We start from the raw sequence: 24,111 nt of genomic DNA, 5'->3' as shown, positions 1-24,111 counted from the left end.
TCCTAATCTGGCCTGGTGACGCCGCCCGACGCTGTCGACCCGTACGGAGCAGCCCCGCCGCCCCCGGAAGGTTCCGGGCCACGGCGGCCGCGCACCGTCGACCACTCGTTCTGGGCGGGCGTCGCCTGCCCGATCATCGGGTTCGTGCTGTTCGCGCTGTCGTACTCGATGATCACCGACGCCGAGCTGGAGGCGCTCCTCGGCGAGGCGGGTGCGACCGGCGGGCAGACGCTCACCCTCGACCAGGCCCGCGCGCTGTACCAGGTGACGATGGCGATCGTGGTGGTGTTCTTCCTGGTCCTGGCCGGTCTGTGGATCATGTTCCTGATCTTCATGCGCAACGGCCGCAACTGGGCCCGGGTCGTGATCACGGTCGTCGGAACCCTCTGGTTCCTGCTCACGATCCCCACGGTCCTCGGCGCGGCCGCCGGCGCGGTGCTGCCCGGCCTCGTGGCGGTCCTCCAGCTCGCAGCCCTCGCCGCCACGATCATCTACGCCTACCTCACCCCGTCCAACCCCCACTTCCAACCCAGAAACCCCACCTGACCCCGAACGACGGCCTTCTTCAAGTGGCAAAAAGTGCGATGAGCGCAACGGGGTTCGTGTCGGGTTCGGGGGACTTGACCTGAAGTGGTGGACAGGGGTATCGGGGGTTTCTAGGGTTCTTGCGTGAGTTATCCGCAGAATCCTTGGCAGCAGGGTGGTCACCCGCCGCCGGGGACCCCGTCCGGTGGTTTTCCGCAGCAGGCTCCCGGCGGGTACCAGTCCTACGCGCACAACCCGTTTAGCGCGCCGCCGGTGCCGATGCACGAGATGGCGGTGCCGCGCCGCCCGGCGTCGGTCGAGGCCGCGTTCTGGATCGCGGTGGTGCTGCCGCTGCTGGTGACCGTGCTCAACGTGGTCAGCTACCTGGTGCTGCAGGGCTGGGTGCAGGACTCGATCACCAGCGGGACCGACGAGGAGCTGGCGGCGGAGATGTCGTCGGCGGTCAACGGCGTGATGATGGTCTTCTTCATCGTGCTGACGATCTTCTACCTGATCCTGACCGGGCTGTGGATCGCCTTCGGCTTCAAGCTGCGGGCCGGGCGCAACTGGGCGCGCGTCACCCTCGTGATCTTCGCCGGGTTCTGGGCGATGTCCAGCGTCGGCACCCTCGGCTCCGGTGGCATGGCCGCCGGGATGGCCGACGGCAACGCGCTGCCCGGCTCCTACTACGCGCTGAGCTACGTGCAGGGCGGGCTCGGGGTGCTCGGCACGGTCGCCTTCGTGGTGCTGGTGTTCCTGTCGGCGTCCAACGCCTACTTCGACGCCTCCCGCCCCCGGTACTGACCGATGGCACCACCGAAACCGCTGCGCATCGCGGTCGTGCTGTGGTGGGTCGTCGCGCTGCTGCTGGTGCTGCAGACCGCGCCCGCCTGGTTCGACCCGGCGATCGGCACCCGGGTCCGGGTGATCAACACCGTCGTGGGGGTCGTGCTCGCCGCCGTCTACCTGGGGCTCGGCGCGCTGCTGTTCCGCCGGCGCGGGTGGGCGCGGCCGGTGCTCTCCGCGGTCGCGGCCGCGCACCTGCTGCTGATGGTCGTGTCCAGCCCCGGCTTCGGGATCCCGATGCTGCTGCTTGCGCTCGGCGTCGCCGGAACCGTATTGATGTGGGCGCAGCAGAGCTCCGACTGGCTGACGGGAGAGCGATGAGCGATCCGGTGTTGTACTCCGAACGCGGCAGCAGCTGGTGGCCGGTGCTGTGGGGTCCGGTGTTCGCGGGGCTCGGGCTGGTCGCCGAGCAGGTGACGCTCGGGCCGGAGCACATCGCGATGTGGGTGCTGGTCGGGCTCGGTCTCGCCGTGGCCGCCGCGATCTGGGTCTACGGCAGGCGCCGGCTGCTCGCGGTCACCCTGACCCCGTCCGAACTGGTGCTCGGCCGGGAGACCGTCGAGGTCAAGCGCATCGCGGCGGTCCGCGACGTCGGCGCGCCCGTGGGGGCGCGGGTGCTCGGCGGCAGCTGGACCACTCCGAAGGGGACCGGCGAGATCCCGCTGCGGCTCGACGACGACACCGTCGTGCTGGCCTGGGCGAAGGACTCCGAGGCGCTGGTCGCGGAACTGGTCAAGCTCGTCGAGAAGTCCGAGTTGTAGTCCGGGCAGCACAGGGCCAGGACAGCAAAGTGCCCCGGGCGGCGTGCCGAAGCAGAGGCGAACCCGGGGCCTACGTCCACCACGCTAGCACGAGATCCGCAGCGGCCGGAAGGAAAGCTCCGTGAGCAGCGACGACGTCGAACTGCCCGGGTGGGTGCGGGAACTGCTCTCGGAATCCCGCTTCGACCGCTACCTCAAGCGGACCGGCGGTGAGGTCGACGAGGCAGTCCGCCTCTACGACTGGAACGTGCAGGTCTCGGCGGCCTTCTACGGTCCGCTGCACTGGCTCGAGGTGTCGCTGCGCAACGCCCTGCACCACCGGCTCCGGGAGCGCTTCGGGCGGGCGGACTGGTGGAAGTCCGCGCAGCTGGCCGACAACGCGAAGTTCAAGATCGGCCGGGCAAGGCGCAAGGTCGAGCGCCGCGCCGATTCCACCCCCGACGACGTGGTCGCCGAGCTGACCTTCGGGTTCTGGGTCTCGCTGCTCAGCCGCACCCACGACCGGCAGATCTGGGTTCCCGCGGCGCACCGGGCGTTCCCGCACTACAGCGGCCCGCGCTCCGCGCTGCACCAGGACTTCATGGGCATGCTCGACTTCCGCAACCGGGTCATGCACCACGAGCCGATCTTCTACCTCGACCTGCCCGAGTACCACGAGCGCATCTACCGGCTGCTCGGTCACCTCTCCCACGAGGCGGCCCGACACGCGGAGCGGACCGACCGGATCAGCGCGGTCCTGGACGAGCGCGGGATGTGAGACGCTTTCCGCCGTGACTGCCGAACCGTGGCCCGCCGACGGGCCGAAGCTCGACGGCGATGCCGAACCGGAACGCGCCGGTGGCCGGCTCAACCAGCCGTGGCGGGCGGCGGTGGCCGGGATCGAACTGGTCGTCGCGGTCGCCCTCGGGCTGCTGGCCTGGTGGGCGTGGGGCCGCGGCGTGGTGACCATCTACCTGCCCGGGCCGCACGGCGCCGTCGACGTGGTGACCCGCTCGGTCGGCAGCTGGCTGTCGGGCTCGGTGATCGCCGCGACCCTCGCCGGGCTGCTGCTCATCGACGCCGTGCGCCAGGTCGTCCTCGCCGCCCGGGCCGGGCGCGACTAGGTCGGGGTGCGCCCGGCCACACTCCCGGGAGTGTCAGACTGGGGAACGTGACAGCTTCTGCGAACTCCGCTTCGACCCGGCACGACGATCCGGCTCCGCAGTCGCGGCAGCTGTTCGAGCGTGCGCAGGCGGTGACGCCCGGCGGCGTCAACTCCCCGGTCCGCGCCTTCCAGTCCGTCGGTGGCACGCCGCGGTTCATGGTGCGCGGCGAGGGCGCCTACCTCTGGGACGCCGACGACAACCGCTACGTCGACCTCGTCTCCTCCTGGGGCCCGATGATCAACGGGCACGCCCACCCCGACGTCGTCGCCGCGGTGCGCGACACGGCCGTGCACGGCACGTCCTTCGGCACGCCCGGCGTCGGTGAGATCGACCTGGCGCAGGAGATCATCGACCGGGTCGAGCCGGTCGAGCAGGTCCGGCTGGTCAACTCCGGCACCGAGGCGACGATGAGCGCGGTGCGGCTCGCCCGCGCCTTCACCGGCAAGCAGAAGATCGTCAAGTTCGCCGGCTGCTACCACGGTCACGTGGACGCGCTGCTGGCCGCCGCCGGGTCCGGCGTCGCGACCCTGGGCCTGCCGACCTCGCCGGGCGTGACCGGCGCGCAGGCCGCCGACACCCTCGTGCTGCCCTACAACGACGTCGAGGCCGTGCGGCAGGTCTTCGCCGAGCAGGGCGACGAGATCGCCTGCGTGATCACCGAGGCCGCCGCGGGCAACATGGGCACGGTCGCTCCGCTGCCCGGCTTCAACGCCGCGCTCAAGGAGCTGACCAGCGCGAACGGCTCGCTGCTGATCATGGACGAGGTGATGACCGGCTTCCGCGTCTCCGCAGCGGGCTGGTTCGGCATCGACGGCGTCGCCGGTGACCTCTACACCTTCGGCAAGGTCATGTCCGGTGGCCTGCCCGCCGCCGCGTTCGGCGGTCGCGCCGACGTGATGGAGCGGCTCGCGCCGACGGGCCCCGTCTACCAGGCGGGCACGCTGGCCGGGAACCCGATCGCCGTCGCCTCCGGCCTGGCGAACCTGCGCGCCGCCGACGCCTCGGTGTACGCGGCGCTGGACCGCAACGCCGAGCGGCTGCGCGAGCTGATCGGCTCCGCGCTGAGCGCCGAGGGCGTGGCGCACCAGATCGCCTCGGCGGGCAACATGCTCAGCGTCTTCTTCAGCGAGACGCCGGTGCACGACTACGAGCAGGCGCAGGCCCAGCAGACCTGGCGCTTCCCGCCGTTCTTCCACGAGCTGCTCTCGCGCGGCATCTACCCGCCGCCGAGCGCGTTCGAGACCTGGTTCGTCAACGCGGCGATGGACGACGCCGCGTTCGAGCAGATCGCCGAGGCCCTGCCGCACGCCGCGCGCGCCGCAGCCGCCGCGACCGCGCCGGAGGCGTCCCGATGAGCGAGCCCCAGGGCGAGAAGACCCTCGTGCACTTCCTCCGCCACGGCGAGGTGCACAACCCGGAGGGCATCCTCTACGGCCGCCTCCCCGGCTACCGGCTCTCCGACCGGGGTGAGCAGCAGGCCAAGCTCGTCGCGGAGTTCCTCTCCGGCCACGACATCGCCCGCGTGATCGCCTCGCCGCTGCAGCGCGCGCAGGAGACCGCCCGCCCGCTGGGCGCGATGTTCCAGACCGAGGTCGCCACCGACGACCGGCTCATCGAGGCCGACAACCGCTTCGAGGGCCTGAAGGTCTCCGTCGGCGACGGCGCGCTGCGCTCGCCGCGGCACTGGCCGAAGCTGTGGAACCCGTTCGAGCCGTCGTGGGGCGAGCCCTACCTGGAGATCGCGCACCGGATGCTCGGCGCCGCGCACCGCGCGCGGGCCGCCGCCTACGGCCGCGAAGCCGTGTGCGTGTCGCACCAGCTGCCGATCTGGACGTTGCGCCGCTACGTCGAGGGCAAGCCGATGTGGCACGACCCCCGGCGCAGGCAGTGCTCGCTGGCGTCGCTGACGACGCTGGTGTTCCGCGGCGAAGAACTGGTGCGGGTGGCCTACGTGGAACCCGCCGGTGGCACCGATCCGAGAGTGACGGGCGCATGAGGAAGCTTCTGGTGCGGCTCGGCCTGATCACGGCCGTGCTGGCGATGCTGGGCGGCTGCGCCGCCCAGGAGGACACGAACAAGGCCGGTGGCGAGTTCACCTTCGTCTCGCCCGGCGGGCAGACGCGGATCTTCTACCCGGCCGATCAGCGCGGCAAGATCAGCTCGCTGTCCGGCGACGACCTGCTCATGCCCGGGAAGCAGCTGGGCATCCAGGACTTCCCGAACCAGGTCGTGGTGCTCAACATCTGGGGCTCCTGGTGCGGCCCGTGCCGCTCGGAGGCCGACGACCTGCAGGCCGTGCAGGACAAGCTCGGCCCGCAGGGCGTGCAGGTGCTCGGCATCGACGTCCGGGACAGCCAGAGCGCGGCGGCGGACTTCCATCGCGACCGCGGCCTGACCTACCCGTCGATCTTCGACCCGGCGGGCCGGACGCTGCTGTCGCTGCGCCAGTTCCCGCGCAGCACCGTCCCGGCCACGATCGTGCTGGACCGGCAGCACCGGGTCGCCGCGATCTTCCTGACCGAGATGCTGCAGAGCGAACTGCTCCCCGAGGTCCAGAAGATCGCCTCCGAGCCTGCGTGAGGGACTGCTCCGTTGTCCCGTCTGCTGGCGGCAGATGCGGTTCCGTCCACTGACAAGACTCTGTGGTCACCGTGCTTGGCGGTGCCAGACCTGACACGCCTTCTGGCTCCGGGATCCGAGGCTTATGTATGCCAATACACGACACGTCGGCTGTCCTCCCCAGAAGACGTGTCAGAACCCGCGGCGGTGCAAGCGTCTGAGGTGGGGTAGTGAGAAACCGGCTTCGCCGGTTGCCTGACGTTGTGTGACACCTGTCTCCCGAGGGGCGACGTTGGTCCTGAAATCGGCGGGACCAACGTCCTCCCGGTGCGCGGTTCGTGCCTGGGCGTCGCGTTCACCTGGGCGTTTGTGGGCCGGTTCACCGAGCCCGGTGCGTGAGCGCGAGGTCGCCTTTCCTACCCTCGAGGCGTGAACCCCACCGAGCTCGCCGCGTCCGGACCGCTGCTGTTCGCGGCGGCGATCGCGGCGCTCGCCGGGGCGATCAGCTTCGCCTCGCCCTGCGTGGTGCCGCTGGTCCCCGGCTACCTGGCGTACCTCGCCGGGGTCGTGGGTGCCGACGCGCCGCCGGTCGACGAGGCCGAGGCCGAGCAGGACCGGCGCGGTCGCTGGCGGGTGGCCGGTGCCGCGCTGCTGTTCGTGGCCGGTTTCAGCGTCGTGTTCGCCGCCGGGGCGCTGCTGCTGCTCGGCCTGTCCGACGCGCTGCTGACCAACGAGCTGCTGCTGCAGCGCATCGGCGGTGTCGTCACCGTCGCGATGGGCCTGGTGTTCCTCGGCCTGATCCCCGCCCTGCAGCGGGACGTGCGCGTGCACCGCGTGCCCCGCGCCGGGGTGTGGGGCGCGCCGCTGCTCGGCGCGGTGTTCGGCCTCGGCTGGACGCCGTGCCTGGGACCGACTCTGGTGGGCGTCATCTCGGTCGCCGCGGGCACCGATGTGGACACCGGCACCGCGCTGCGCGGAATCCTGCTGGTGCTGGCCTACTGCATCGGTCTCGGCGTTCCGTTCGTCCTGCTGGCGCTGGGCGCCCGCTGGGCGGTGCGCAGCGCGGGCTGGCTGCGGCGACGTGGACGCGCGATCCAGATCGCGGGTGGAGTGCTGCTGGTGGTGGTGGGCCTGCTGCTCGTCACCGGTCTGTGGGGAGAGCTGATCTCGATGCTTCGTGGTCCGATCGCCGGTTTCGAGACGCCGATCTGATGCGCGATCACCTCCGAACCGCCCTGGCCTTCCTGCGCAACACCTGGCGCGGGCTGACGTCGATGCGCACCGCGCTGGTGCTGCTGTTCCTGCTGGCGCTGGCCGCGCTGCCCGGTGCGCTGATCCCGCAGCGCTCGCTGAACCAGTCCGAAGTGGACAAGTACTTCCAGGACTACCCGGACATCGCGCCGCTGCTGGACAAGATCGGCATGTTCGAGGTGTTCAGCTCCGTCTGGTTCGCCTCGATCTACGTGCTGCTGTTCATCTCGCTGATCGGCTGCCTGCTGCCGCGCTGCTGGGAGTACTACAAGCAGTGGCGCAGCAAGCCGGTCCGCACGCCGCGCAACCTGTCCCGGTTGCCGCACCACGCCGAGAAGACCCTGGACACCTCGGTCGACGAGGCCATCGACGATGCCAAGAAGCGGCTGCGCGGCTGGCGGATGGTCGAGCACACCGAAGCCGACGGGGCCCGCTCGATCAGCGCCGAGCGCGGATTCCTCCGCGAGGTCGGCAACCTGGTGTTCCACTTCGCGCTGGTCGGGCTGCTGATCGGCCTGGCGGGCGGCAAGCTCTACGGCTACGAGGGCCAGGTCATCGTGCTCGCCGACGGCTCCGAGTTCTGCAACTCCGGGACCTACAACTACGACTCGTTCCGCGCGGGCCTGTCGGTCGACGGCACCCAGCTGTCCCCGTTCTGCGTCAAGGTCGACGACTTCAACGTCAAGTACCAGCCCAACGGCCAGGTCGCCGGTTACCACGTCGGCATGCAGTACCAGTCCGGCGACGACCTGGAGAGCAACACCTGGAAGCCCTACGACCTGCAGGTCAACCACCCGCTGCGCACCGCCGGTGACCGGGTCTACCTGACCGGTAACGGCTACGCGCCGCGGTTCACCGTCACCTGGCCCGACGGCCAGCAGCGCACCGGGCTGGTGCAGTGGCAGCCGATGTCGCCGCAGACGATGCTCTCGCAGGGCGCGACCAAGTTCGACCCGCCGGGCATCACCGACGAGGTGCAGCGCAGGCAGAACCAGCTGGCCATCACCGGTCTGTTCGCCCCGACCGCCGCCTTCGACGGCAAGATCCTCAGCTCCGGCTTCCCGGACCTGCTGGACCCGACCGCGGCCATCGACGTGATGCGCGGCGACCTGGGCCTGGACTCCGGGCGCGGGCAGTCGATCTTCGGCGTGGACCAGTCGATGGTGCAGCAGGGCAGGCTCAAGCGGGTCGCGCGCGAGAACGTCCGCGTCGGCCAGGAGATCCGCCTCGACGACGGCACCACCGTCCGCTTCGACGGCGTCGAGCGCTGGGCGAACCTGCAGATCTCGCACGACCCGACCCAGAACTACGTGCTGGCCTTCGCGGTGCTCATCATCGGTGGGCTCGGCACCTCGCTGATCGTCAAGCGCCGTCGCATCTGGGTGCGGGCCGCTCCGCACCCGGAACCCGGCGAAAACGGCTCCGCGCGTACCGTTGTCGAGGTCGGCGGGCTCGCCCGCACCGACCAGGCCGGGTACGGCGAGGAATTCGCCCGGATCGCCGACGACCTGCTCGGCGCGGATGTCGACCACTCGCCCCAGCCACGCGCGGACGCAGGGACCGCGCGCGAAAGGAAGAGCTGATGCCGGTCAACCAGACGCTGTCCAACTACAGCGACATGGCCTACGCCACCTCGGTGGTCATCTACATCGCGTCGATGCTGCTGTACTTCGGCGAGTTCGCCCTGGGCCGGGTCGCGACCGCGGCCCAGGCGCGGGAGGCCGCGCTGGTCGGCGCCGAGAAGTCCTCGGACGCCAAGGACGTCGTCGGCCACGTGCCGTCCGCGCCGAAGCGCCCGCTGGCCGAGCGGCTGGGCGGCATGGCCGTGTCGATGACGGTCCTCGGCGCGCTGGTGCACTTCGGGTCCCTGCTCACCCGCGGTCTGGCGACCGGCCGGGTGCCGTGGGGCAACATGTACGAGTTCGGCTCGGCGATCTGCCTGGCGGCCGTGGTGGCCTGGCTGATCGTGCTGTTCCGGCAGCTGCGCAACTCCCGCCGCGACGCCACCCCGGCCCAGCTGCGCGGGCTCGGCGGGTTCCTGATGCTGCCGGTGACGCTGCTGCTGTTCCTGTCCGGCACCGTGCTCTACGCCGACGCCGCGCCGCTGCAGCCCGCGCTGCAGTCGTACTGGATCATCATCCACGTCGCCGCCGCGATCGTCTCCAGCGGTGCGCTGCTGTTCGCCGGTGTCGCCAGCATCCTCTACCTGCTGCGCAGCCGGTACGAGAACAACCCGCTGAAGATGGCGAAGTTCGGGTCGCGGCTGCCCACCAGCCAGGCGCTGGACCGGATGGCCTACCGCGCCACCGTGATCATCTTCCCGGTGTGGACGTTCGCGATCGTCGCCGGCGCCATCTGGGCCGAGGCCGCGTGGGGCCGCTTCTGGGGCTGGGACCCCAAGGAGACCTGCGCGTTCATCGCCTGGATCGTCTACGCCGCCTACCTGCACGCCCGCGCGACCGCGGGATGGCGCGGGGTGCGCTCGGCGTGGATCAACATCCTCGGCCTGGCCGTGATGATCTTCAACCTGTTCTTCGTGAACCTCGTCGTGACGGGACTGCACTCCTACGCCGGTCTGTGAGCACCCGATCCGGCGTTCGCAGCAGCGCGACGGCGCGTTCGGCTCGCAGTCGTGGCGTGCATCGCGTTTGGTGTCCGGGAGAACCGAGGCGCCTACCCGCCACCTATGGTGACTAGGGGGTACGGGTGGCACTAGGTTTTGCCGAAGTGGGGCCCGCTCGAACATGAGGGGCCCGGCTCGAACGTGGGAGGGACGGCGACGGTGACGGGACAGTACGAAGAGCCCGAGACGCGGCGCGACATCGATGCCACCGCGCCGCAGGCCGACGGCCCGGCCGGCACCGAGGCGGAGACCGGCAAGAACGGCGGCGGTGCCTACACCGAGCCGGAAACCCGGCCGCAGCAGCCGAAGCCGGTTCCGGAGCACCCCGAGCCGTCGTACGTGGACCCGTCGCAGCCGGACGTCTCCGGTCCCTACCCGGTCGCGGAGGCTCCGCAGCCGTACTACTCGAGCGGAGCGCCCGTGTACCCCGACCCGTCCCAGTCCGGGCCGCACGCGCCGGTCCAGCCCCAGCAGGCCCAGCCTCAGCAGCAGGCCCAGCCGCAGCAGCCTCAGCAGCAGTGGCCGGGCCAGTCCGGGCCGTACCCGGTCTCCTCGGGCCCGCACCCGGTCGCCGAAGGCGGCTCCGGGCCGTTCCCGGTGAGCCCCTACGCGCCCGTGTCCGGCGGACCGTCCGGGCCCTTCCCGACCGGCCAGCCCTACCCGCCCCAGCAGCAGGGTCCCCAGCAGGGACCGCAGCCGCCGCAGGGACCGCAGCCGAACGCTGACCTGTCCTCGGCGCAGCTGCTGCGGCAGACCAAGCGACCGCCGCAGTCCGGCTGGCGCAAAGCCCTCTACGTGGCCAGCGGCAAGACCGTGAACCTCGGCGAGGGGCCGACCGACCGCAAGCGCCGCGAGCTCATCGCGCGCGTCAACCAGCCGCTGCAGGGCTGCTACAAGATCGCGATGCTCAGCCTCAAGGGCGGCGTCGGCAAGACCACCGCCACCGCCACGCTCGGCGCCACGTTCGCCTCGCTGCGCGGCGACCGGGTCATCGCGGTCGACGCCAACCCGGACCGCGGCACGCTGAGCCAGAAGATCCCGCTGGAGACCACCGCGACCGTCCGGCACCTGCTGCGCGATGCGCACCGGATCCGCCGCTACAGCGACGTCCGCTCCTACACCTCCCAGGGCCCGAGCAGGCTCGAGATCCTCGCCAGCGAGCAGGACCCGGCCGTCTCCGAGGCCTTCAGCGAGGACGACTACCGGCGCACGGTGACGCTGCTCGAGCACTTCTACAACGTGGTGCTCACCGACTGCGGCACCGGCCTGATGCACTCGGCGATGAAGGGCGTGCTCGACGTCGCCGACTCGCTGGTGATCGTCTCCTCCAGCTCCCTCGACGGCGCCCGCAGCGCCTCCGCGACCCTGGACTGGCTGGACGCGCACGGCTACGGCGATCTCGTCTCGCGCTCCGTCGCCGTGATCAACTCGGTGCGGCCGGCCTCCGGCAAGGTCGACGTCGACAAGCTCGGCGCCCACTTCGCGGCCCGCTGCCGCGCGGTCTCGCGCATCCCGTTCGACCCGCATCTGGAAGAGGGCGCCGAGGTCGAACTCGACCAGCTGGCTGCTCCTACTCGCATGGCTTTGCTGGAGTTGGCTGCGATGGTCGCCGATGACTTCCCGCAGGCTTCTGGGCGGCAGGGGTCTCAGGGGTAGAGCTTCTGCGGTCCCTCTGCGCCTTTTTGGTGCGGGTGGGCTGGGGTTTCGTTTAGTGAAACTACTCTGTGGTCACCCTGCTTGGCGGTGCCAGAAGCGGAACCTGACACGCCTTCTGGCTCCGGGATCCGAGGCTTATGTATGCCAATACACGACGCGTCGGCTGTCCTCCCCAGAAGACGTGTCAGAACCCGCGGCGGTGCCGGTTGCTCAGGTGGGGTACTGAGAAAGCGCCTTCGGCGCTTGCCTGACGTGTGTGGGGTTGGTCAGTCCTCGTCTTGGGGCTTGTTCTTGCGCTGTTGCTCGGCGAGCCTGCGGAGGAATTCCGGGTCGTCGTCGGGCGCGACGGACGCTCTGCGCGGGCGTGCTGGGGTGACCTGGGGGCCGAAGGCCTTCCACATCAGCACAGCGATGGTGAGCGCGCCGATCGCGGCGAGGACGTAGATCATCGAGGGCACCTCCAACCGTTCCGCTTACGAGATTAGCCAATCAGAACGGGTGACGTCTTTGCCGGAGGTGTCCGGTTTTCGAGCGGGCCCCTGGTGACGCCTCGCGGGTATGCGAGGCGTCACCAGGGGCGGCGGTCGTCATCGGCCGGCCGCCCAGCGATCTTCGACTGGTGCAGTGATTCTCGACTGTTGCGACAACGTCCTTCGGCGCTTGCCGCGGTGTGCGGGGCACCCACCACGAGGGGTCTTGGGGAGTGGTCCCGACGGCACCGCAGCGTTGACTTCCGCGCCGCTTCGGAGATGTTCCCCGCTGCCGGACCAGGTCAGGCGGTGCGGTTCACATCGTTGGTCAGCTCGGCCAGCAGGGTGCGGACCTCAGACTCGCGGAAACGACGGTGACCACCGGGGGTCCGGATGGAACCGATCCGGCCGGCGGTCGCCCATCGGGTCACGGTCTTGGGGTCGACCCGGAAGAGCGCCGCGACCTCACCCGGGGTGAGGAGCTGCTCCTGACCGTTCTGGCGAGGCTGCTGAGTCGACGCGGTCACAGGTGACCTCCACTTTTGCGTTAACTGGTATTCGGGCATTCCGGTCGCATCGTGGCACTTGAGGGGCCAGGTACTCGAACGTTTGGGTTTAGGTAAAGGGAAGGTAAGGGACGAAAACGGCGCATCGGGCGATGGCCGTCCCGGGCCCCCTCCGCCGGGCCGGGCCGTTCCGCGAGTGCTCTACCCTGGATGACGTGCGGGAACAGCAGGAGACGACGACCGGCGAGTCCGAGGCGACCACAGCGACCGCTCCCGAAGCGGGCGCCGAGCAGCCGACCGGCGGGACGTCCGAGGTCAAGCCCAACCTTGCCCGCGACATCGCGATCTACACCGTCGCGCGGTTCGGCCTGGTCGCGGTCGTCGCCGCGCTGCTGATGCTGGCCCAGGTGCCGGTGCTGGTCGCGATCGCCGTCTCGGTGGTCGTGGTCATGCCGCTGTCGCTGCTGGTCTTCGGCCGGCTGCGGCGCCGGGTCGCGATCGGCATGGCCGAGCGCACCGAGGACCGCAGGAAGCGCCGCGAGCGGCTGCGCGCCGAGCTGCGCGGCGACGCCCCGGCGGACGCCGAATGACCAGCGACATCGACCGCTCCTGCGAGCGCACCAGGGCGTGGGTCAGCGAAGCCGTCCGGATCATCGAGGCCGACGCCAACCGCAGCGCCGACACCCACCTGCTGCGCTACCCGCTGCCCGCGGAGTGGGGGATCGACCTCTACCTCAAGGATGAGTCAACACATCCGACCGGTTCGCTCAAGCACCGACTGGCCCGATCCCTGTTCCTCTACGCCATTTGCAACGGCTGGGTGACCGAAAACACACCGGTGATCGAGGCCTCGTCGGGCTCGACGGCCGTGTCCGAGGCCTACTTCGCCCGCCTGCTCGGGCTGCCGTTCATCGCCGTAATGCCCCGCTCCACCAGCGCCGAGAAGGTCGCGCTGATCGAGTGGCAGGGCGGTCGCTGCCACTTCGTGGACGAGCCCGGCGCGATCTACACCGAATCGCGACGGCTCGCCGCCGAACTCGGCGGCCACTTCATGGACCAGTTCACCCACGCCGAGCGGGCCACCGACTGGCGCGGCAACAACAACATCGCCGAGTCGATCTTCGACCAGCTGGCGCTCGAACCGCACCCCGAACCCGCCTGGATCGTGGTCGGCGCCGGCACCGGCGGCACCAGCGCCACCATCGGCCGCTACCTGCGCTACCGCAGGCTCGGCACCCGGCTGGCCGTCGTCGACCCGCAGCGCTCGGTGTTCTTCGAGGCCTGGCGCGACAGCGACCCGTCGATGACCAGCGACACCGGCTCGCGCATCGAGGGCATCGGCAGGCCGCGCGTCGAACCGTCCTTCGTCGGGCAGGCCATCGACCGGATGATCAAGGTCCCGGACGCGGCCTCCATCGCCACCATCCGCTGCACCGAGCACGTCCTCGGCCGCCGCGTCGGCGGCTCCACCGGCACCAACCTGTGGGGCGTGTTCGCGCTGATCTCCGAGATGCTCGTGCAAGGCCGCACCGGAAGCATCGTCACGCTGCTCTGCGACGGCGGCGAGCGCTACACCCACACCTACTTCGACGACGACTGGGTCGCCGAGCAGGGCCTGGACCTGGAAGCCCCGCGCAAGGTCCTGGACCGCTTCCACGCCACCGGCGAGTTCCAGGCAGACTAGGGCGCGTCGATCATTCGCGGAGGAGGTCCGGTGATCAAGCGCCTGCTCATCAGTGCCGTCGCCTGCACCGCGCTCGCCGGGTGCAGCGCGGTCGAGCAGGTCGTGCCCGCACCGCCCTCCTCCGAACCCAGCACCTCCGAGGAGACCGCCGAGACCAGCACCACCCCGTCGATCACCCGCGAGGTGCCGCCCGAGCAGCGGCGGAAGCTGGGAACCCTGTCCGCCGCCGACCTGTGCGGGCTCCTGCGGCCGGACGAGATCGCCAAGCTCGCCTTCGACGTCGAGCCCGGCAAACCCCGCGAGGTCGGCGTCGAACCGCAGGTGCGAGGCTGCGCCTTCGACTCCCGCACCGGCGGACGCCAAGTCCTGATCGGCGCGCAGGCCCCCGGCTTCGCCGACCTGGGCACCGACGAGATCGAGCTCGGCCCGGTGCGCGGCACCAAGGTCCTGCGGACCTCCGACTGCACCGTCTACGCCCCGGTCACCGAGGCCACCCTGCAGGTGTCGGTGATCTCCGGAGAGACGGACTCGGACCTATGCCGCACAGCCTCAGACGTAACTCAGTATCTTTTGCCCGGGGTTTTCTAGGGTCTTTTTGCGTGGCGGTGCGGGTAGCGGAACCTGAGCGCTTCCGTGGACTCCGTGCGCCGCTCCTTATGTATGTCCAATACACGGCGTCCCGGCGTACTCGCCACGAAAGCGCTCAGAACCCGCGGCGGTGCCAGTTGCTTGCTTGGGGTACTGAGAAACCGCCTTCGGCGGTTGCCTGACGGTTAGCCGAAGGCCAGGGCTGCGCCGGTGATGGCGCCCCAGGCGAGCATGGCGAAACCCGTGTCGCGGACGGCGGGGATGAGGTAGCGGCCGGTGGCTCCTCGGATGACCGCGCGCAGCGGGATCAGCAGCAGCGGCAGGGCCAGGAAGCCCAGCAGGACCCAGGAGTTGCGCAGCCCGATCAGGACCGTGATCACGAACGGGACCAGCGCCAGCGCCGTGTAGAAGGTGCGGGTGTCGCGGTCGCCGAGCATCACCGCCAGGGTCCGCTTGCCGGTGACCCGGTCGGAGGGGATGTCGCGGAGGTTGTTGGCCACCAGCACCGCGCAGGACAGCGAACCGACGCCCACCGCGGCGCCGATGCCGAAGCCCGAGACGGTCCCGGCCTGCACGAACATCGTGCCCAGCACCGCGACCAGGCCGAAGAAGACGAACACCGCGACCTCGCCCAGGCCCGCGTAGCCGTAGGGCTTGCTGCCGCCGGTGTAGAACCAGGCGCCCGCGATGCACAGCGCGCCGATCGCCAGCATCCACCACTGGCCGCTCAGCGCCACGACGCCGAGCCCGGACACCGCGGCCACCCCGAAGCACGCGAACGCCGCGTTGCGCACCGAGGCGGGCCGCGCCGAGCGCGATCCGACCAGCCGGAACGGGCCCACGCGCGAGTCGTCGGTGCCGCGGATGCCGTCGGAGTAGTCGTTGGCGAAGTTGACCCCGATGATCAGGCTCAAGGCCACCACCAGGGCCAGCAGCGCGATCAGCGGGTCGAACGAGTCCACTCCCGCGGCGGCGCCGGTTCCGGCCAGCACCGGCGCGATCGCATTCGGGAAGGTGCGCAGCCGGGCACCTTCGATCCATTGCGAAACAGTCGCCATGAGCCTCATCTTCGCTCACCGGCGATGCGGCGCGGCTAGCAGGGCGGTTGGGTTCAGGCCGCTGAGGCAAGCACCGGAGGTGCTTTCTCTTTCACCACCTAAGGCGCTTGCACCGCCGCGGGTTCTGAGCGCTTTCGTGGCGAGTACGCCGGGACGCCGTGTATTGGCATACATAAGGAGCGGCGCACGGAGTCCACGGAAGCGCTCAGGTTCCGCTACCCGCACCGCTGAGCAAAGCGACCACGGAACACTATTCAGCAGGTCAGCTGGGCGGCTAGGGCGCGGCGGTCCGGTTTGCCCGGGCCGCGCAGCGGCAGCTCGTCGAGGAGGGCGATGCGCTTCGGTGCGGCGGCGGGGCCCAGGCGCGCCCGGACGGCGGCCCGGAGGGCCTCGACGTCGGGTCCTGCGTCCGGGTCGGGCACGATCGCGGCCACCACGGCCTGGCCCCACTCGGCGTCGTCCACGCCGAGCACGCAGGCCTCCCGGACGCCGGGCTGCTCGGTGAGGACCCGCTCGACCGGCAGCGGGGCGACCTTCTCGCCACCGGTGATGATCACGTCGTCGGCGCGGCCCAGGACCTCCAGCCTGCCGCCGTCGAAGCGGCCGAGGTCGCCGGTGCGGAACCAGCCCCCGGCGAACGCCTCGGCCTCGGGCTGGTTGCGGTAGCCCCGGGCCAGCATCGGCCCGGCCAGCCGGATCGGGCCGAGATCGCCCTCGACGTCGACCTTCGCCACGTCCAGCGGGACGCCGTCGTAGACGCAGCCGCCCGCCGTCTCGCTCATGCCGTAGGTGGTGGTCGCCCGCACCCCGCGCTCCCGGGCCTCGGCGAGCAGCGCCGGAGGCGTGGCGGCGCCGCCGAGCAGCACCGCGTCGAACTCGCGCAGCGCGGTCAGGCCCGCGCCGCCGTCGGTGATCAGCCGGGACAGCTGCGTCGGCACCAGGGCCGTGTAGTGCGGGCCGTCCGCGGCCAGCACCGGCCGCGCGGCCTCGGCGAAGGCGTCCGGGCGGAAGCCGCCCGAGGTGTCGACCGCGTGCGGCCGGGTGCCCGCGAGCAGGGACCTGACCAGCACCTGGACACCCGCGACGTGGTGGGCCGGCATGGCCAGCAGCCAGTGACCGGTCCCGCCGAGCCTGCGGTGGGTGGCTTCGGCGGAGGCGCGCAGCGCGCTCGCCGGCAGCAGCACCCCCTTGGGGACGCCGGTGGATCCGGAGGTGGCGATGACCAGCGCCGTCGGGTCGTCCTCGGCGTCCTCGCCCGGGTTGAGCGGGCCGCCCAGGGCGGTGACCAGGCGCTGCGCTTCCTCGGGGGCGTCGGCGGCGACCGGCAGCAGGGCGGGGCCGTCGCCGTCCAGCGCGCGGCGGAGGGCGGGCAGCACCTCAAACGCTCCGGTTCCCGGTGGCACGTCGAGCGGCTGCAGGTCCCGGGCGTTCGGCATGAGCTCCATTCTCGGCGCGGTGCCCCGCGGCGGGGTGGTCGGGCCGCCGAGAGGTTCGCCACTAGCTCACCTGTTCGAGCGATCAAGTGTTCGAAAGGATCGGCCGATGTTGTGGAGGTGAGCGGAAGGAGAAGGCGATGTTCCTGGTGTTCGTGCTGGTCATCCCCGTCTTCAGCGGGACTCCTGCTGGAGGGGCGGGGGACGTGAACGAGGAGCGGGCCCGCCCGGCCGGGCCCGAGCGGGAGACGCCGGACGAGCAGGACCCTCGGGGTCTGCTGCTGTCCGGCGTGCTGCCCGACGAGGAGTGGGAGGTCTCAGAAGTACCAGGGGAAGGCGGACCAGTCGGGGTCCCGCTTCTGCAAGAACGCGTCCCTGCCCTCGACGGCCTCGTCGGTCATGTAGGCGAGCCGGGTGGTCTCACCGGCGAAGAGCTGCTGACCGACCAGCCCGTCGTCGATGGCGTTGAACGCGTACTTGAGCATGCGCTGCGCCGTCGGGGACTTGCCGTTGATCTCCCGGGACCACTGCAGAGCGGTGGCCTCCAGCTCGGCGTGCGGGACGACCTCGTTGACCATGCCCATCTCGTGGGCCTGCTGGGCGGTGTAGGGGCGCCCGAGGAAGAAGATCTCGCGGGCGAACTTCTGCCCCACCTGGCGGGCCAGGTAGGCCGAGCCGAAACCGCCGTCGAAGCTGCCGACGTCGGCGTCGGTCTGCTTGAACATGGCGTGCTCGGCGCTGGCCAGGGTGAGGTCGCACACCACGTGCAGGCTGTGCCCGCCACCGGCGGCCCACCCCGGCACCACGGCGATGACCACCTTGGGCATGAACCGGATCAGCCGCTGCACCTCCAGGATGTGCAGCCGCCCCGCGCGGGCGGGGTCCACGGTCTCGGCGGTCTCGCCCCCGGCGTACTGGTAGCCGGAGCGGCCGCGAATGCGCTGGTCACCGCCGGAGCAGAAGGCCCAGCCGCCGTCCTTGGAGGACGGGCCGTTGCCGGTGATGAGCACGCAGCCGACGTCGCTCGTCATCCGCGCGTGGTCCAGGGCGCGGTAGAGCTCGTCGACGGTGTGCGGCCGGAAGGCGTTGCGGACTTCGGGGCGATCGAAGGCGATGCGCACCGTGCCCTTGCCGGGGCCGTCCTCGACGCAGCGGTGATAGGTGATGTCGGTGAAGTCGAAGCCCTCGACCGGCTCCCACAACTTCGGATCAAACAGCTCAGACACAACGGGATTCTGCACACCTGGGACAATAGGGGTAGCAAGTGCTCGGCGCGGGGTCCTCCCCGCGGTCCCCCGGCGCTTGCGTGGACGCCGGAGAAGGTCACCGCGGGCCCTTCTCCGTTGTCCGCCAGGCGATTTCAGAGGTGATCGGTTGAACCCGTCCACAGCCCAGGCCGAGGTCATCGTCGATGAACTGGTCCGGAACGGGGTGCGCCACGCGGTGCTCGCCCCGGGATCCCGCAACGCACCTCTCGCCTACGCTCTGCATCGGGCCGCGCACGCAGCGCGCTTGCGGCTGCACGTCCGGATCGACGAGCGCAGCGCGGGTTTCCTGGCGCTCGGTTTGGCGGCGCGCACGCGCCGGCCGGTCCCGGTGTTCTGCACCTCCGGCACGGCCGCGAGCAACCTGCACCCGGCGGTCAGCGAGGCCTACCACTCGGGTGTTCCGCTGCTGGTGATCACCGCCGACCGGCCGCCGGAGCTGCGCGCGGCGGGCGCCAACCAGACCATCGACCAGCACCGGCTGTACGGCAGCGAGGTGCGGTTGTTCGACGAGCTCGGCGTGGCCGAGTCGCGGGCGGGGCAGAACGCCTACTGGCGCAGCCAGGTCTGCCGCGCCTGGGGCGCGGCCGCCGGTGGCCTGCGCGGGGGCCCGGTGCACCTCAACGTGCCGTTCCGCGAGCCGCTGGTGCCCGACGGCGACACCGAGTGGTTCGAGTCGCTGGAGGGTCGTCCCGGCGGGGAGCGGTGGACCGAGGTCGCCGATCGCGGTGCGGGGCCGAGCTCGTTGTCCCGGCTGCGGCCGGGTCGCGGGCTGGTGCTGGTCGGCGACTGGGGAGCCGAGGCCGCCAGCGCGTGGGGCGAGCGCTACGGCTGGCCCGTGCTGTCGGAGGTCGGTGGCGTCGGCGTGTCCGGCACGGCCGCGATCAGCACGGGCATGTGGCTGCTCAACCTGCCCGAGTTCGTCCGCGAACACCGCCCGGAGCAGGTGCTCTGCGTGGGGCGCCCGACGGTGTTCCGCCAGGTGCAGCGACTGCTGGCCGACACCGAGGTGGAGGTGCTGCTGGCGCACGGCGGGATCGACCGGGGCGGGGGCGACTGGCCCGCGCCGGCGCACAACGTGCGCGAGGTCGCGGAGACCTTCGGCGCCGGACCCGACCTGAGCGGGCCCGGGACGGTGGACCCGCAGTGGCTGACCGCCTGGCAGCAGGCCGACCAGAAGGTCTCGGCCGCGCTGCACGCCGCCCTCGACCTGGAGCGGTGGCCGAACGGTCCCGCGGTGGCGCGCGAGGTCGTCGACTCGCTGCCGGAGAACGCGCTGCTGGTGCTCGGGTCGTCGAACCCGAGCCGCGACGTCGCGCTCGCCGCGCGGCAGCGGCCGGACGTGCTGGTGCACCGCAACCGCGGTGCGGCCGGCATCGACGGCACCGTGTCGACCGCGCTCGGCGCGGCCGCCGGGCACGGCGGCCCGGCCTACGCGCTGCTGGGCGACCTGACGTTCCTGCACGACAGCAACGGCCTCGTGCTCGGCCCGTACGAGCAGCGGCCGGATCTGACCATCGTGGTGTTCAACGACGACGGGGGAGGCATCTTCAGCCTGCTGGAGCAGGGCGGGCCGGAGCACGCCGACTCCTTCGACCGCGTCTTCGGCACGCCGCACGGCACCGACCTGGGCCGGTTGTGCGCGGCGCACGGCGTCGAGCACGTCCAGGTCCCGGGGCACGCCGAGCTGCGCGAAGCGCTGCGGCCGAAGCCGGGCCTGCGCGTGGTCGAGGTGCGCGCCGACCGCGACGAGCTGCGCGCGGTGCACCAGCGGCTGCACGCGGCGGTGCGGTCCGCGCTGCTCGGGTAAAACCCGCCTGCGCGGAGCGGGACGTCTGCGCGGGCCGGTCCGCACGTCGTGGGTGAAAGCCGTTGCAGGGAGGAACGATTCGTGCGCGGTGAACGCGAAACGCGTTCGGTGCTGCGCCGTGCGATCGGACCGTGATCGGGCACTGCGACCGGACGCTGTGGCCGGACGCGAGTCGCGTGACCCGCTCGGGCGATGGCGAAGGTCGTCCTCCATTGGTGTGCATTCGCGTTTTTCCGTGTGGTGATGGGAAAAACTCGGCTCGAAAAGCCCGCCGGGTGTGAACGCGGTTGCCTACTCTGCTGATCGGACCAGAAGTTCGAGGAGGTGGCAGGGTGATTCGAGGCAGCGAGGTGGCCCGGCGGGGCCGCACGACCCGGCGCGGCGGGGCGCTGAAGCGGCAGAGCCTGCGCGCGGTGATCGCGGCCTGCTGCGCGAGCGCGGTGTTCGCCGCGCCGGCGCTGGCGGGAGCCGCGGGACCGGGCGCTCCGGGAGCGGGAGACCCCTACTTCCCGGGCTACGGCAACGGCGGCTACGACGTGTCGCACTACGACCTGCAGCTGCGCTACCAACCGGCCGACGACCACCTGCAGGGCACCGCGACGATCGTCGCCACCGCCACGCAGGACCTGACGGCCTTCAACCTGGACTTCGCGCTCACCGCCAAGTCCGTGCTGGTCAACGGCGCTCCGGCGCAGTTCTCCCAGAACGGCCTGGAGATGACCGTGACCCCGCCGGACACGCTGCCGGAGGGCGAGATGGCGACGTTCGTCGTGGAGTACGAGGGAACTCCCTCCACGGCCGACGTCAACGGCTTCAACCCGTGGGTGCGCACCGCCGACGGGGCGCTGGCGATCGGCCAGCCGGAGATCTCCTCCTGGTGGTTCCCCGGCAACGATCACCCGCGCGACAAGGCGACCTACGACGTGGCCATCACCGTGCCCGACGGCACCGAGGCCATCTCCAACGGCGTGAACACCCGCCGCAGCAGCCTCGCCGGCTGGACCACCTGGAACTGGCGCAACACCGAACCGACCGCCACCTACCTGGCGTTCATGGCCATCGGCCAGTACGAGATCGTCGGCAAGACAGGCGCTTTCGGCCAGCCGTTCATCACCGCCTACTCCGACGAGCTCGGCCCGCTGGCCGGCCCGGCGAAGGCGAGCATCGAGCGGACCCCGGAGGTCCTGGACTTCCTGAGCGGGTTGTTCGGCGAGTACCCGGTGTCCGCGCAGGGCGGTGTCGTCCCGTCCGAGGGCCTGAACTTCGCGCTGGAGAACCAGACCCGGCCGACCTACAGCCACCTGTTCTTCCAGGACGCGGCGAACGTGTCGGTGGTCGTGCACGAGAACGCCCACCAGTGGTTCGGCGACTCGGTGGCGGTCGACACCTGGCGCGACATCTGGCTCAACGAGGGATTCGCGTCCTACGCGGAGTGGCTGTGGTCGGAGGCGCACGGCACCGGCACCACCCAGGAGCTGTTCGACCACTACTACAACGCGCACCCGGCCGACGACCCGTTCTGGCAGGTCCTGCCCGGTGACCCGGGCGCGGAGAACGTGTTCCACGAGGCCGTCTACGACCGGGGAGCGATGGCGCTGCACGCGCTGCGCAACGTCGTCGGCGACGAGGTGATGACGGACATCACCCGCACCTGGGCCGCCGAGCACCGGGACTCGACGGGCACCATCGAGCAGTTCATCGCGCTGGCGGAGCAGAAGTCGGGCAAGCAGCTCGACGACGTGTTCAACGCCTGGCTGTTCACCCCCGGCAAGCCCGCGGTGAACCCGGCCACCGGCGTCGCCGCCAGCGCCGCCCGCGAGAACGTGCCCGCGCCGCCGGCCGTGGCCGAGATCGACCGCGCGCACGCGCACCTGCACGAGCACTGACCGGCTAGAGAACCCCTTCCAGCGCCTCGCGCACCGGGAGGAGCTTGGCCTCGGCCTCGGCCACTTCGAGGTCGGGATCGGAGTCGGGGACGATCCCGCCCCCGGCGAACAACCGGACACGACCACCACGAGCCCCGCCGGAGCCCGCTCCGGCGGGGCTCTCCGCGCCGGAGCCCGGCCGTTCGACCTGACCGCAGCGCAGGGCGATGCCGAGCTCGCCGTTGCCCGCGCCGTCGATCCAGCCGACCGGGCCCGCGTAGCGGCCGCGATCCATGCCCTCCAGCTCCGCGATCACCGGGACCGCGGCGGCCGTGGGCGTGCCGCCGACCGCCGCGGTCGGGTGCACCGCCTCGATCATCGTGAGCAGGCCCGCCCCGTCGGTGTTCGGCCTGCCGGGATCCGACCCGGTGGGGGTGTCGGCGAGCTTGCCCTCCACGTCGGTCGCCAGGTGCAGCACGTTGCGCAGCCGCAGCACCGACGGCGCCGAGGGCACCGACAGCTCGCTGCAGAACGGGCGCAGCGACTCGGCCAGCGACTCGGCGGCGTAGGAGTGCTCGCTGCGGTTCTTCTCCGAGCTCAGCAGCTCGGCGGCGATCTCGTCGTCGGTGCGTCCCGGGTGCGGCCAGGCGGTGCCGGCCAGCACTCGCGAGCGGACCTCGTAGCCGCGCCGCTCCAGCAGCAGCTCCGGGGTGGCGCCGACCAGCCCGTCCACCGCGAAGGTCCAGCAGGTGTCGTAGCGCGCGGCCAGGTTGTGCAGCAGGAACCGCTCGTCGAGCGGTTCGGAGGTGTTGGCGAGCAGATCGTGGGCGAGCACGATCTTGCGCAGCTCGTCTCCGGAGGACCGCATCCGGCGCACCGCCTCGGCCACCGCCTGCCGGTAGCCCGTGGCCGACAGCCACCCGTCGCTGTAGGACACCGTGCCCGGCTGGTGCACCGGCTCCGGGTCGCCGGTGGTGGGCTCGGCGGCACCCGGCTCGCCGACGGTGGTGATCCAGCGGACGCCGTCGCGCTCGCCGATGATCACCTCGGGCAGCACCAGCACCGAGTCGCCCGGCACGTCGGCGAAGGCCAGGCTCGCGAAGGCCACCGGACCGCAGCCCGGCAAGCCCACCGCGTCGTCGACGTCGATGTGCCCGCACAGCCGCCGCCACCAGGAGTCGGCGTCGGCGAACCGTCCGGCGCCGGAGGTGTCCAGACGGGCCGCGCAGCCCCAGCCGACGAGGCCTTCGCCCGCGCGGACCCAGCTCAGCGACTCGCCGCCGGGCAGCAGGTCCAGCAGCGGCCGGTCGTGCCGGGGGTCGGCCGGGTCGAGCCTGCGGGTGCGCGCCATCAGCCGCCGGGATGTAGTCGCCACGCTTGGAGCGTATTCGGCGTGGCCGTTCGAGTGGGCTGAGCCGCCGCGTGGCACTCGACACGAGTCCCCCGGGGCCGATCCCCCTACAATCGGTCACCGTGGCAGGCGACGCGGTGACCCAGGACGCGGCCGACCCGGTGACCGGATCCGACACGGACGGTGACCAGGCGGCGCCGAAGTCCTCGCCCGGGCGAGTTCGCCGCCGGGTGGCGCGCGGCGTGCTCATCGCCGGTGTGTTGCTCACGGTCATGGGCTTGTCGATCATCGGAGCCTGCTTCATCAACGACCGCACGATCGTGGAGTCCCGGGGCCAGGCGGTCGCCGAGGTCGTGGACACCTCGCTCACCCGGACCGTGGTGCGGTTCAACACCGCCGACGGCCGCGTCTACATCCCGCCGAACGGCGTCCTCTACCCGACCGACCTCCAGGTGGGGCAGCTCGTGCGCGTCGAGTACGACTCCCGCAACCCCGACCTGGTGCGCGTCGCCGGGCGCACCGCGCTGATCTCGCTGCTGCCCGTCCTCAGCTCGCTGGCCGTGCTGTGGGCGGTGCTGCTGCCGACGTATTGGCTGCTCAGGAGATCGCACCGGGACTGAAGGCCCTTCCCGGCGGCACGCGCCCGGTGCCAGACTGGGTGTCCGCCGAAGGGGGTCGGTGCCGACGAGTCGACGAGCCGGCCCCGCGTCTGCGA

25 protein-coding genes are annotated in these 24,111 nt (G+C 71.2%); 19 read left to right on the top strand and 6 right to left on the bottom strand.

Annotated elements, in window-relative coordinates; all coding sequences use genetic code 11:
* Nucleotides 1-15: 15 nt before the first annotated feature.
* The 13 genes from BM424_RS06280 (at nt 16) to BM424_RS06220 (ending at nt 11,366) form a co-directional block, all read left to right on the top strand.
* Nucleotides 16-546: a hypothetical protein gene (locus BM424_RS06280; protein ID WP_093414338.1), complete on the top strand. Its 531-nt coding sequence runs from the start codon at nt 16-18 to the stop codon at nt 544-546.
* A gap of 123 nt (nt 547-669) precedes the next feature.
* Nucleotides 670-1,329: a hypothetical protein gene (locus tag BM424_RS06275; protein WP_139274011.1), complete on the top strand. Its 660-nt coding sequence runs from the start codon at nt 670-672 to the stop codon at nt 1,327-1,329.
* A gap of 3 nt (nt 1,330-1,332) precedes the next feature.
* Nucleotides 1,333-1,692 (top strand): hypothetical protein, encoded by a 360-nt coding sequence (locus tag BM424_RS06270; protein ID WP_093414335.1) that lies wholly within the window; start codon nt 1,333-1,335, stop codon nt 1,690-1,692.
* Entirely contained in the window at nt 1,689-2,132 is a 444-nt protein-coding gene (locus tag BM424_RS06265) for a DUF3093 family protein (RefSeq protein WP_093414334.1), read from the top strand. The genes BM424_RS06270 and BM424_RS06265 overlap by 4 nt, the downstream gene beginning before the upstream one ends.
* A 121-nt stretch (nt 2,133-2,253) precedes the next feature.
* Nucleotides 2,254-2,889 carry a hypothetical protein gene (locus BM424_RS06260; protein WP_217649625.1) on the top strand — a complete coding sequence of 212 codons (636 nt, stop codon included), beginning with the start codon at nt 2,254-2,256 and terminating at the stop codon, nt 2,887-2,889.
* A 13-nt stretch (nt 2,890-2,902) separates the two neighbouring features.
* Complete coding sequence (locus tag BM424_RS06255; protein WP_093414332.1) at nt 2,903-3,235, top strand: hypothetical protein; 333 nt, start codon at nt 2,903-2,905, stop codon at nt 3,233-3,235.
* Nucleotides 3,236-3,282: 47 nt separating this feature from the next.
* Nucleotides 3,283-4,632, top strand: a complete 1,350-nt coding sequence (hemL, locus tag BM424_RS06250; protein WP_093414330.1) for a glutamate-1-semialdehyde 2,1-aminomutase — start codon at nt 3,283-3,285, stop codon at nt 4,630-4,632.
* Nucleotides 4,629-5,273, top strand: coding sequence for a histidine phosphatase family protein (locus BM424_RS06245; protein ID WP_093414328.1), 645 nt, complete (start codon nt 4,629-4,631; stop codon nt 5,271-5,273). Before hemL ends, BM424_RS06245 begins: the two co-directional genes overlap by 4 nt.
* Entirely contained in the window at nt 5,270-5,857 is a 588-nt protein-coding gene (locus BM424_RS06240; RefSeq protein ID WP_175547940.1) for a TlpA family protein disulfide reductase, read from the top strand. The genes BM424_RS06245 and BM424_RS06240 overlap by 4 nt, the downstream gene beginning before the upstream one ends.
* 408 nt (nt 5,858-6,265) lie before the next feature.
* Nucleotides 6,266-7,048, top strand: coding sequence for a cytochrome c biogenesis CcdA family protein (locus BM424_RS06235; protein WP_093414327.1), 783 nt, complete (start codon nt 6,266-6,268; stop codon nt 7,046-7,048).
* Nucleotides 7,048-8,670, top strand: coding sequence for a cytochrome c biogenesis protein ResB (gene resB, locus BM424_RS06230; protein WP_093414325.1), 1,623 nt, complete (start codon nt 7,048-7,050; stop codon nt 8,668-8,670). The genes BM424_RS06235 and resB overlap by 1 nt, the downstream gene beginning before the upstream one ends.
* Nucleotides 8,670-9,668: a c-type cytochrome biogenesis protein CcsB gene (gene ccsB / locus BM424_RS06225; protein ID WP_093414323.1), complete on the top strand. Its 999-nt coding sequence runs from the start codon at nt 8,670-8,672 to the stop codon at nt 9,666-9,668. Before resB ends, ccsB begins: the two co-directional genes overlap by 1 nt.
* Before the next feature lie 201 nt (nt 9,669-9,869).
* A complete protein-coding gene (locus tag BM424_RS06220; protein WP_093414321.1) occupies nt 9,870-11,366 on the top strand; it encodes a MinD/ParA family ATP-binding protein in 1,497 nt (498 codons plus the stop codon).
* Nucleotides 11,367-11,632: 266 nt separating this feature from the next.
* Here the strand turns inward: BM424_RS06220 and BM424_RS06215 are convergent, their stop codons facing one another.
* Nucleotides 11,633-11,815: a hypothetical protein gene (locus BM424_RS06215; protein ID WP_093414723.1), complete on the bottom strand. Its 183-nt coding sequence runs from the start codon at nt 11,813-11,815 to the stop codon at nt 11,633-11,635.
* Between the two features lie 323 nt (nt 11,816-12,138).
* On the bottom strand, nt 12,139-12,363 hold the full coding sequence (locus BM424_RS06210; protein WP_093414319.1) for a BldC family transcriptional regulator: 225 nt from the start codon (nt 12,361-12,363) through the stop codon (nt 12,139-12,141).
* 194 nt (nt 12,364-12,557) lie between these two features.
* On the opposite strand from BM424_RS06210, the gene BM424_RS29375 reads away from it, so the two are divergent.
* From BM424_RS29375 to BM424_RS06195, 3 genes are read left to right on the top strand one after another with little or no spacing between them, the layout of a single operon-like run.
* Nucleotides 12,558-12,932, top strand: a complete 375-nt coding sequence (locus BM424_RS29375) for a DUF4229 domain-containing protein (RefSeq protein WP_342742593.1) — start codon at nt 12,558-12,560, stop codon at nt 12,930-12,932.
* Nucleotides 12,929-14,026 carry an L-cysteine desulfhydrase Cds1 gene (cds1, locus tag BM424_RS06200; RefSeq protein ID WP_093414316.1) on the top strand — a complete coding sequence of 366 codons (1,098 nt, stop codon included), beginning with the start codon at nt 12,929-12,931 and terminating at the stop codon, nt 14,024-14,026. Before BM424_RS29375 ends, cds1 begins: the two co-directional genes overlap by 4 nt.
* A 30-nt stretch (nt 14,027-14,056) precedes the next feature.
* The gene (locus tag BM424_RS06195) at nt 14,057-14,614 is read left to right on the top strand and encodes a DUF3558 family protein (protein ID WP_245775627.1); all 558 of its coding nucleotides are present in this window, start codon (nt 14,057-14,059) and stop codon (nt 14,612-14,614) included.
* Between the two features lie 185 nt (nt 14,615-14,799).
* Here the strand turns inward: BM424_RS06195 and BM424_RS06190 are convergent, their stop codons facing one another.
* From BM424_RS06190 to BM424_RS06180, 3 genes are all read right to left on the bottom strand, one after another.
* The gene (locus tag BM424_RS06190; RefSeq protein ID WP_093414313.1) at nt 14,800-15,672 is read right to left on the bottom strand and encodes a 1,4-dihydroxy-2-naphthoate polyprenyltransferase; all 873 of its coding nucleotides are present in this window, start codon (nt 15,670-15,672) and stop codon (nt 14,800-14,802) included.
* A 254-nt stretch (nt 15,673-15,926) separates the two neighbouring features.
* A complete protein-coding gene (menE, locus tag BM424_RS06185; protein ID WP_093414721.1) occupies nt 15,927-17,108 on the bottom strand; it encodes an o-succinylbenzoate--CoA ligase in 1,182 nt (393 codons plus the stop codon).
* Between the two features lie 314 nt (nt 17,109-17,422).
* Nucleotides 17,423-18,346 (bottom strand): 1,4-dihydroxy-2-naphthoyl-CoA synthase, encoded by a 924-nt coding sequence (locus BM424_RS06180; protein WP_093414312.1) that lies wholly within the window; start codon nt 18,344-18,346, stop codon nt 17,423-17,425.
* 133 nt (nt 18,347-18,479) lie between these two features.
* Here BM424_RS06180 and menD point away from each other — a divergent pair, with 133 nt between their 5' ends.
* Nucleotides 18,480-20,180, top strand: a complete 1,701-nt coding sequence (gene menD, locus BM424_RS06175) for a 2-succinyl-5-enolpyruvyl-6-hydroxy-3-cyclohexene-1-carboxylic-acid synthase (protein ID WP_093414310.1) — start codon at nt 18,480-18,482, stop codon at nt 20,178-20,180.
* Between the two features lie 332 nt (nt 20,181-20,512).
* Nucleotides 20,513-22,066 (top strand): M1 family metallopeptidase, encoded by a 1,554-nt coding sequence (locus BM424_RS06170; protein WP_245775626.1) that lies wholly within the window; start codon nt 20,513-20,515, stop codon nt 22,064-22,066.
* A gap of 4 nt (nt 22,067-22,070) precedes the next feature.
* On the opposite strand, the gene BM424_RS06165 is transcribed toward BM424_RS06170, so the two are convergent.
* Entirely contained in the window at nt 22,071-23,420 is a 1,350-nt protein-coding gene (locus BM424_RS06165) for an isochorismate synthase (RefSeq protein WP_245775625.1), read from the bottom strand.
* Nucleotides 23,421-23,518: 98 nt separating this feature from the next.
* Here BM424_RS06165 and BM424_RS06160 point away from each other — a divergent pair, with 98 nt between their 5' ends.
* A complete protein-coding gene (locus BM424_RS06160) occupies nt 23,519-24,016 on the top strand; it encodes a DUF3592 domain-containing protein (RefSeq protein ID WP_245775624.1) in 498 nt (165 codons plus the stop codon).
* The last annotated feature ends 95 nt before the right edge of the window (nt 24,017-24,111 follow it).

Origin of the sequence: Saccharopolyspora flava (genome assembly GCF_900116135.1) — a bacterium.
Lineage (GTDB): Bacteria > Actinomycetota > Actinomycetes > Mycobacteriales > Pseudonocardiaceae > Saccharopolyspora > Saccharopolyspora flava.
The sequence above is the reverse complement of the archived record's forward strand: the minus strand, read 5'-3'. Positions and strand labels throughout refer to the sequence as shown.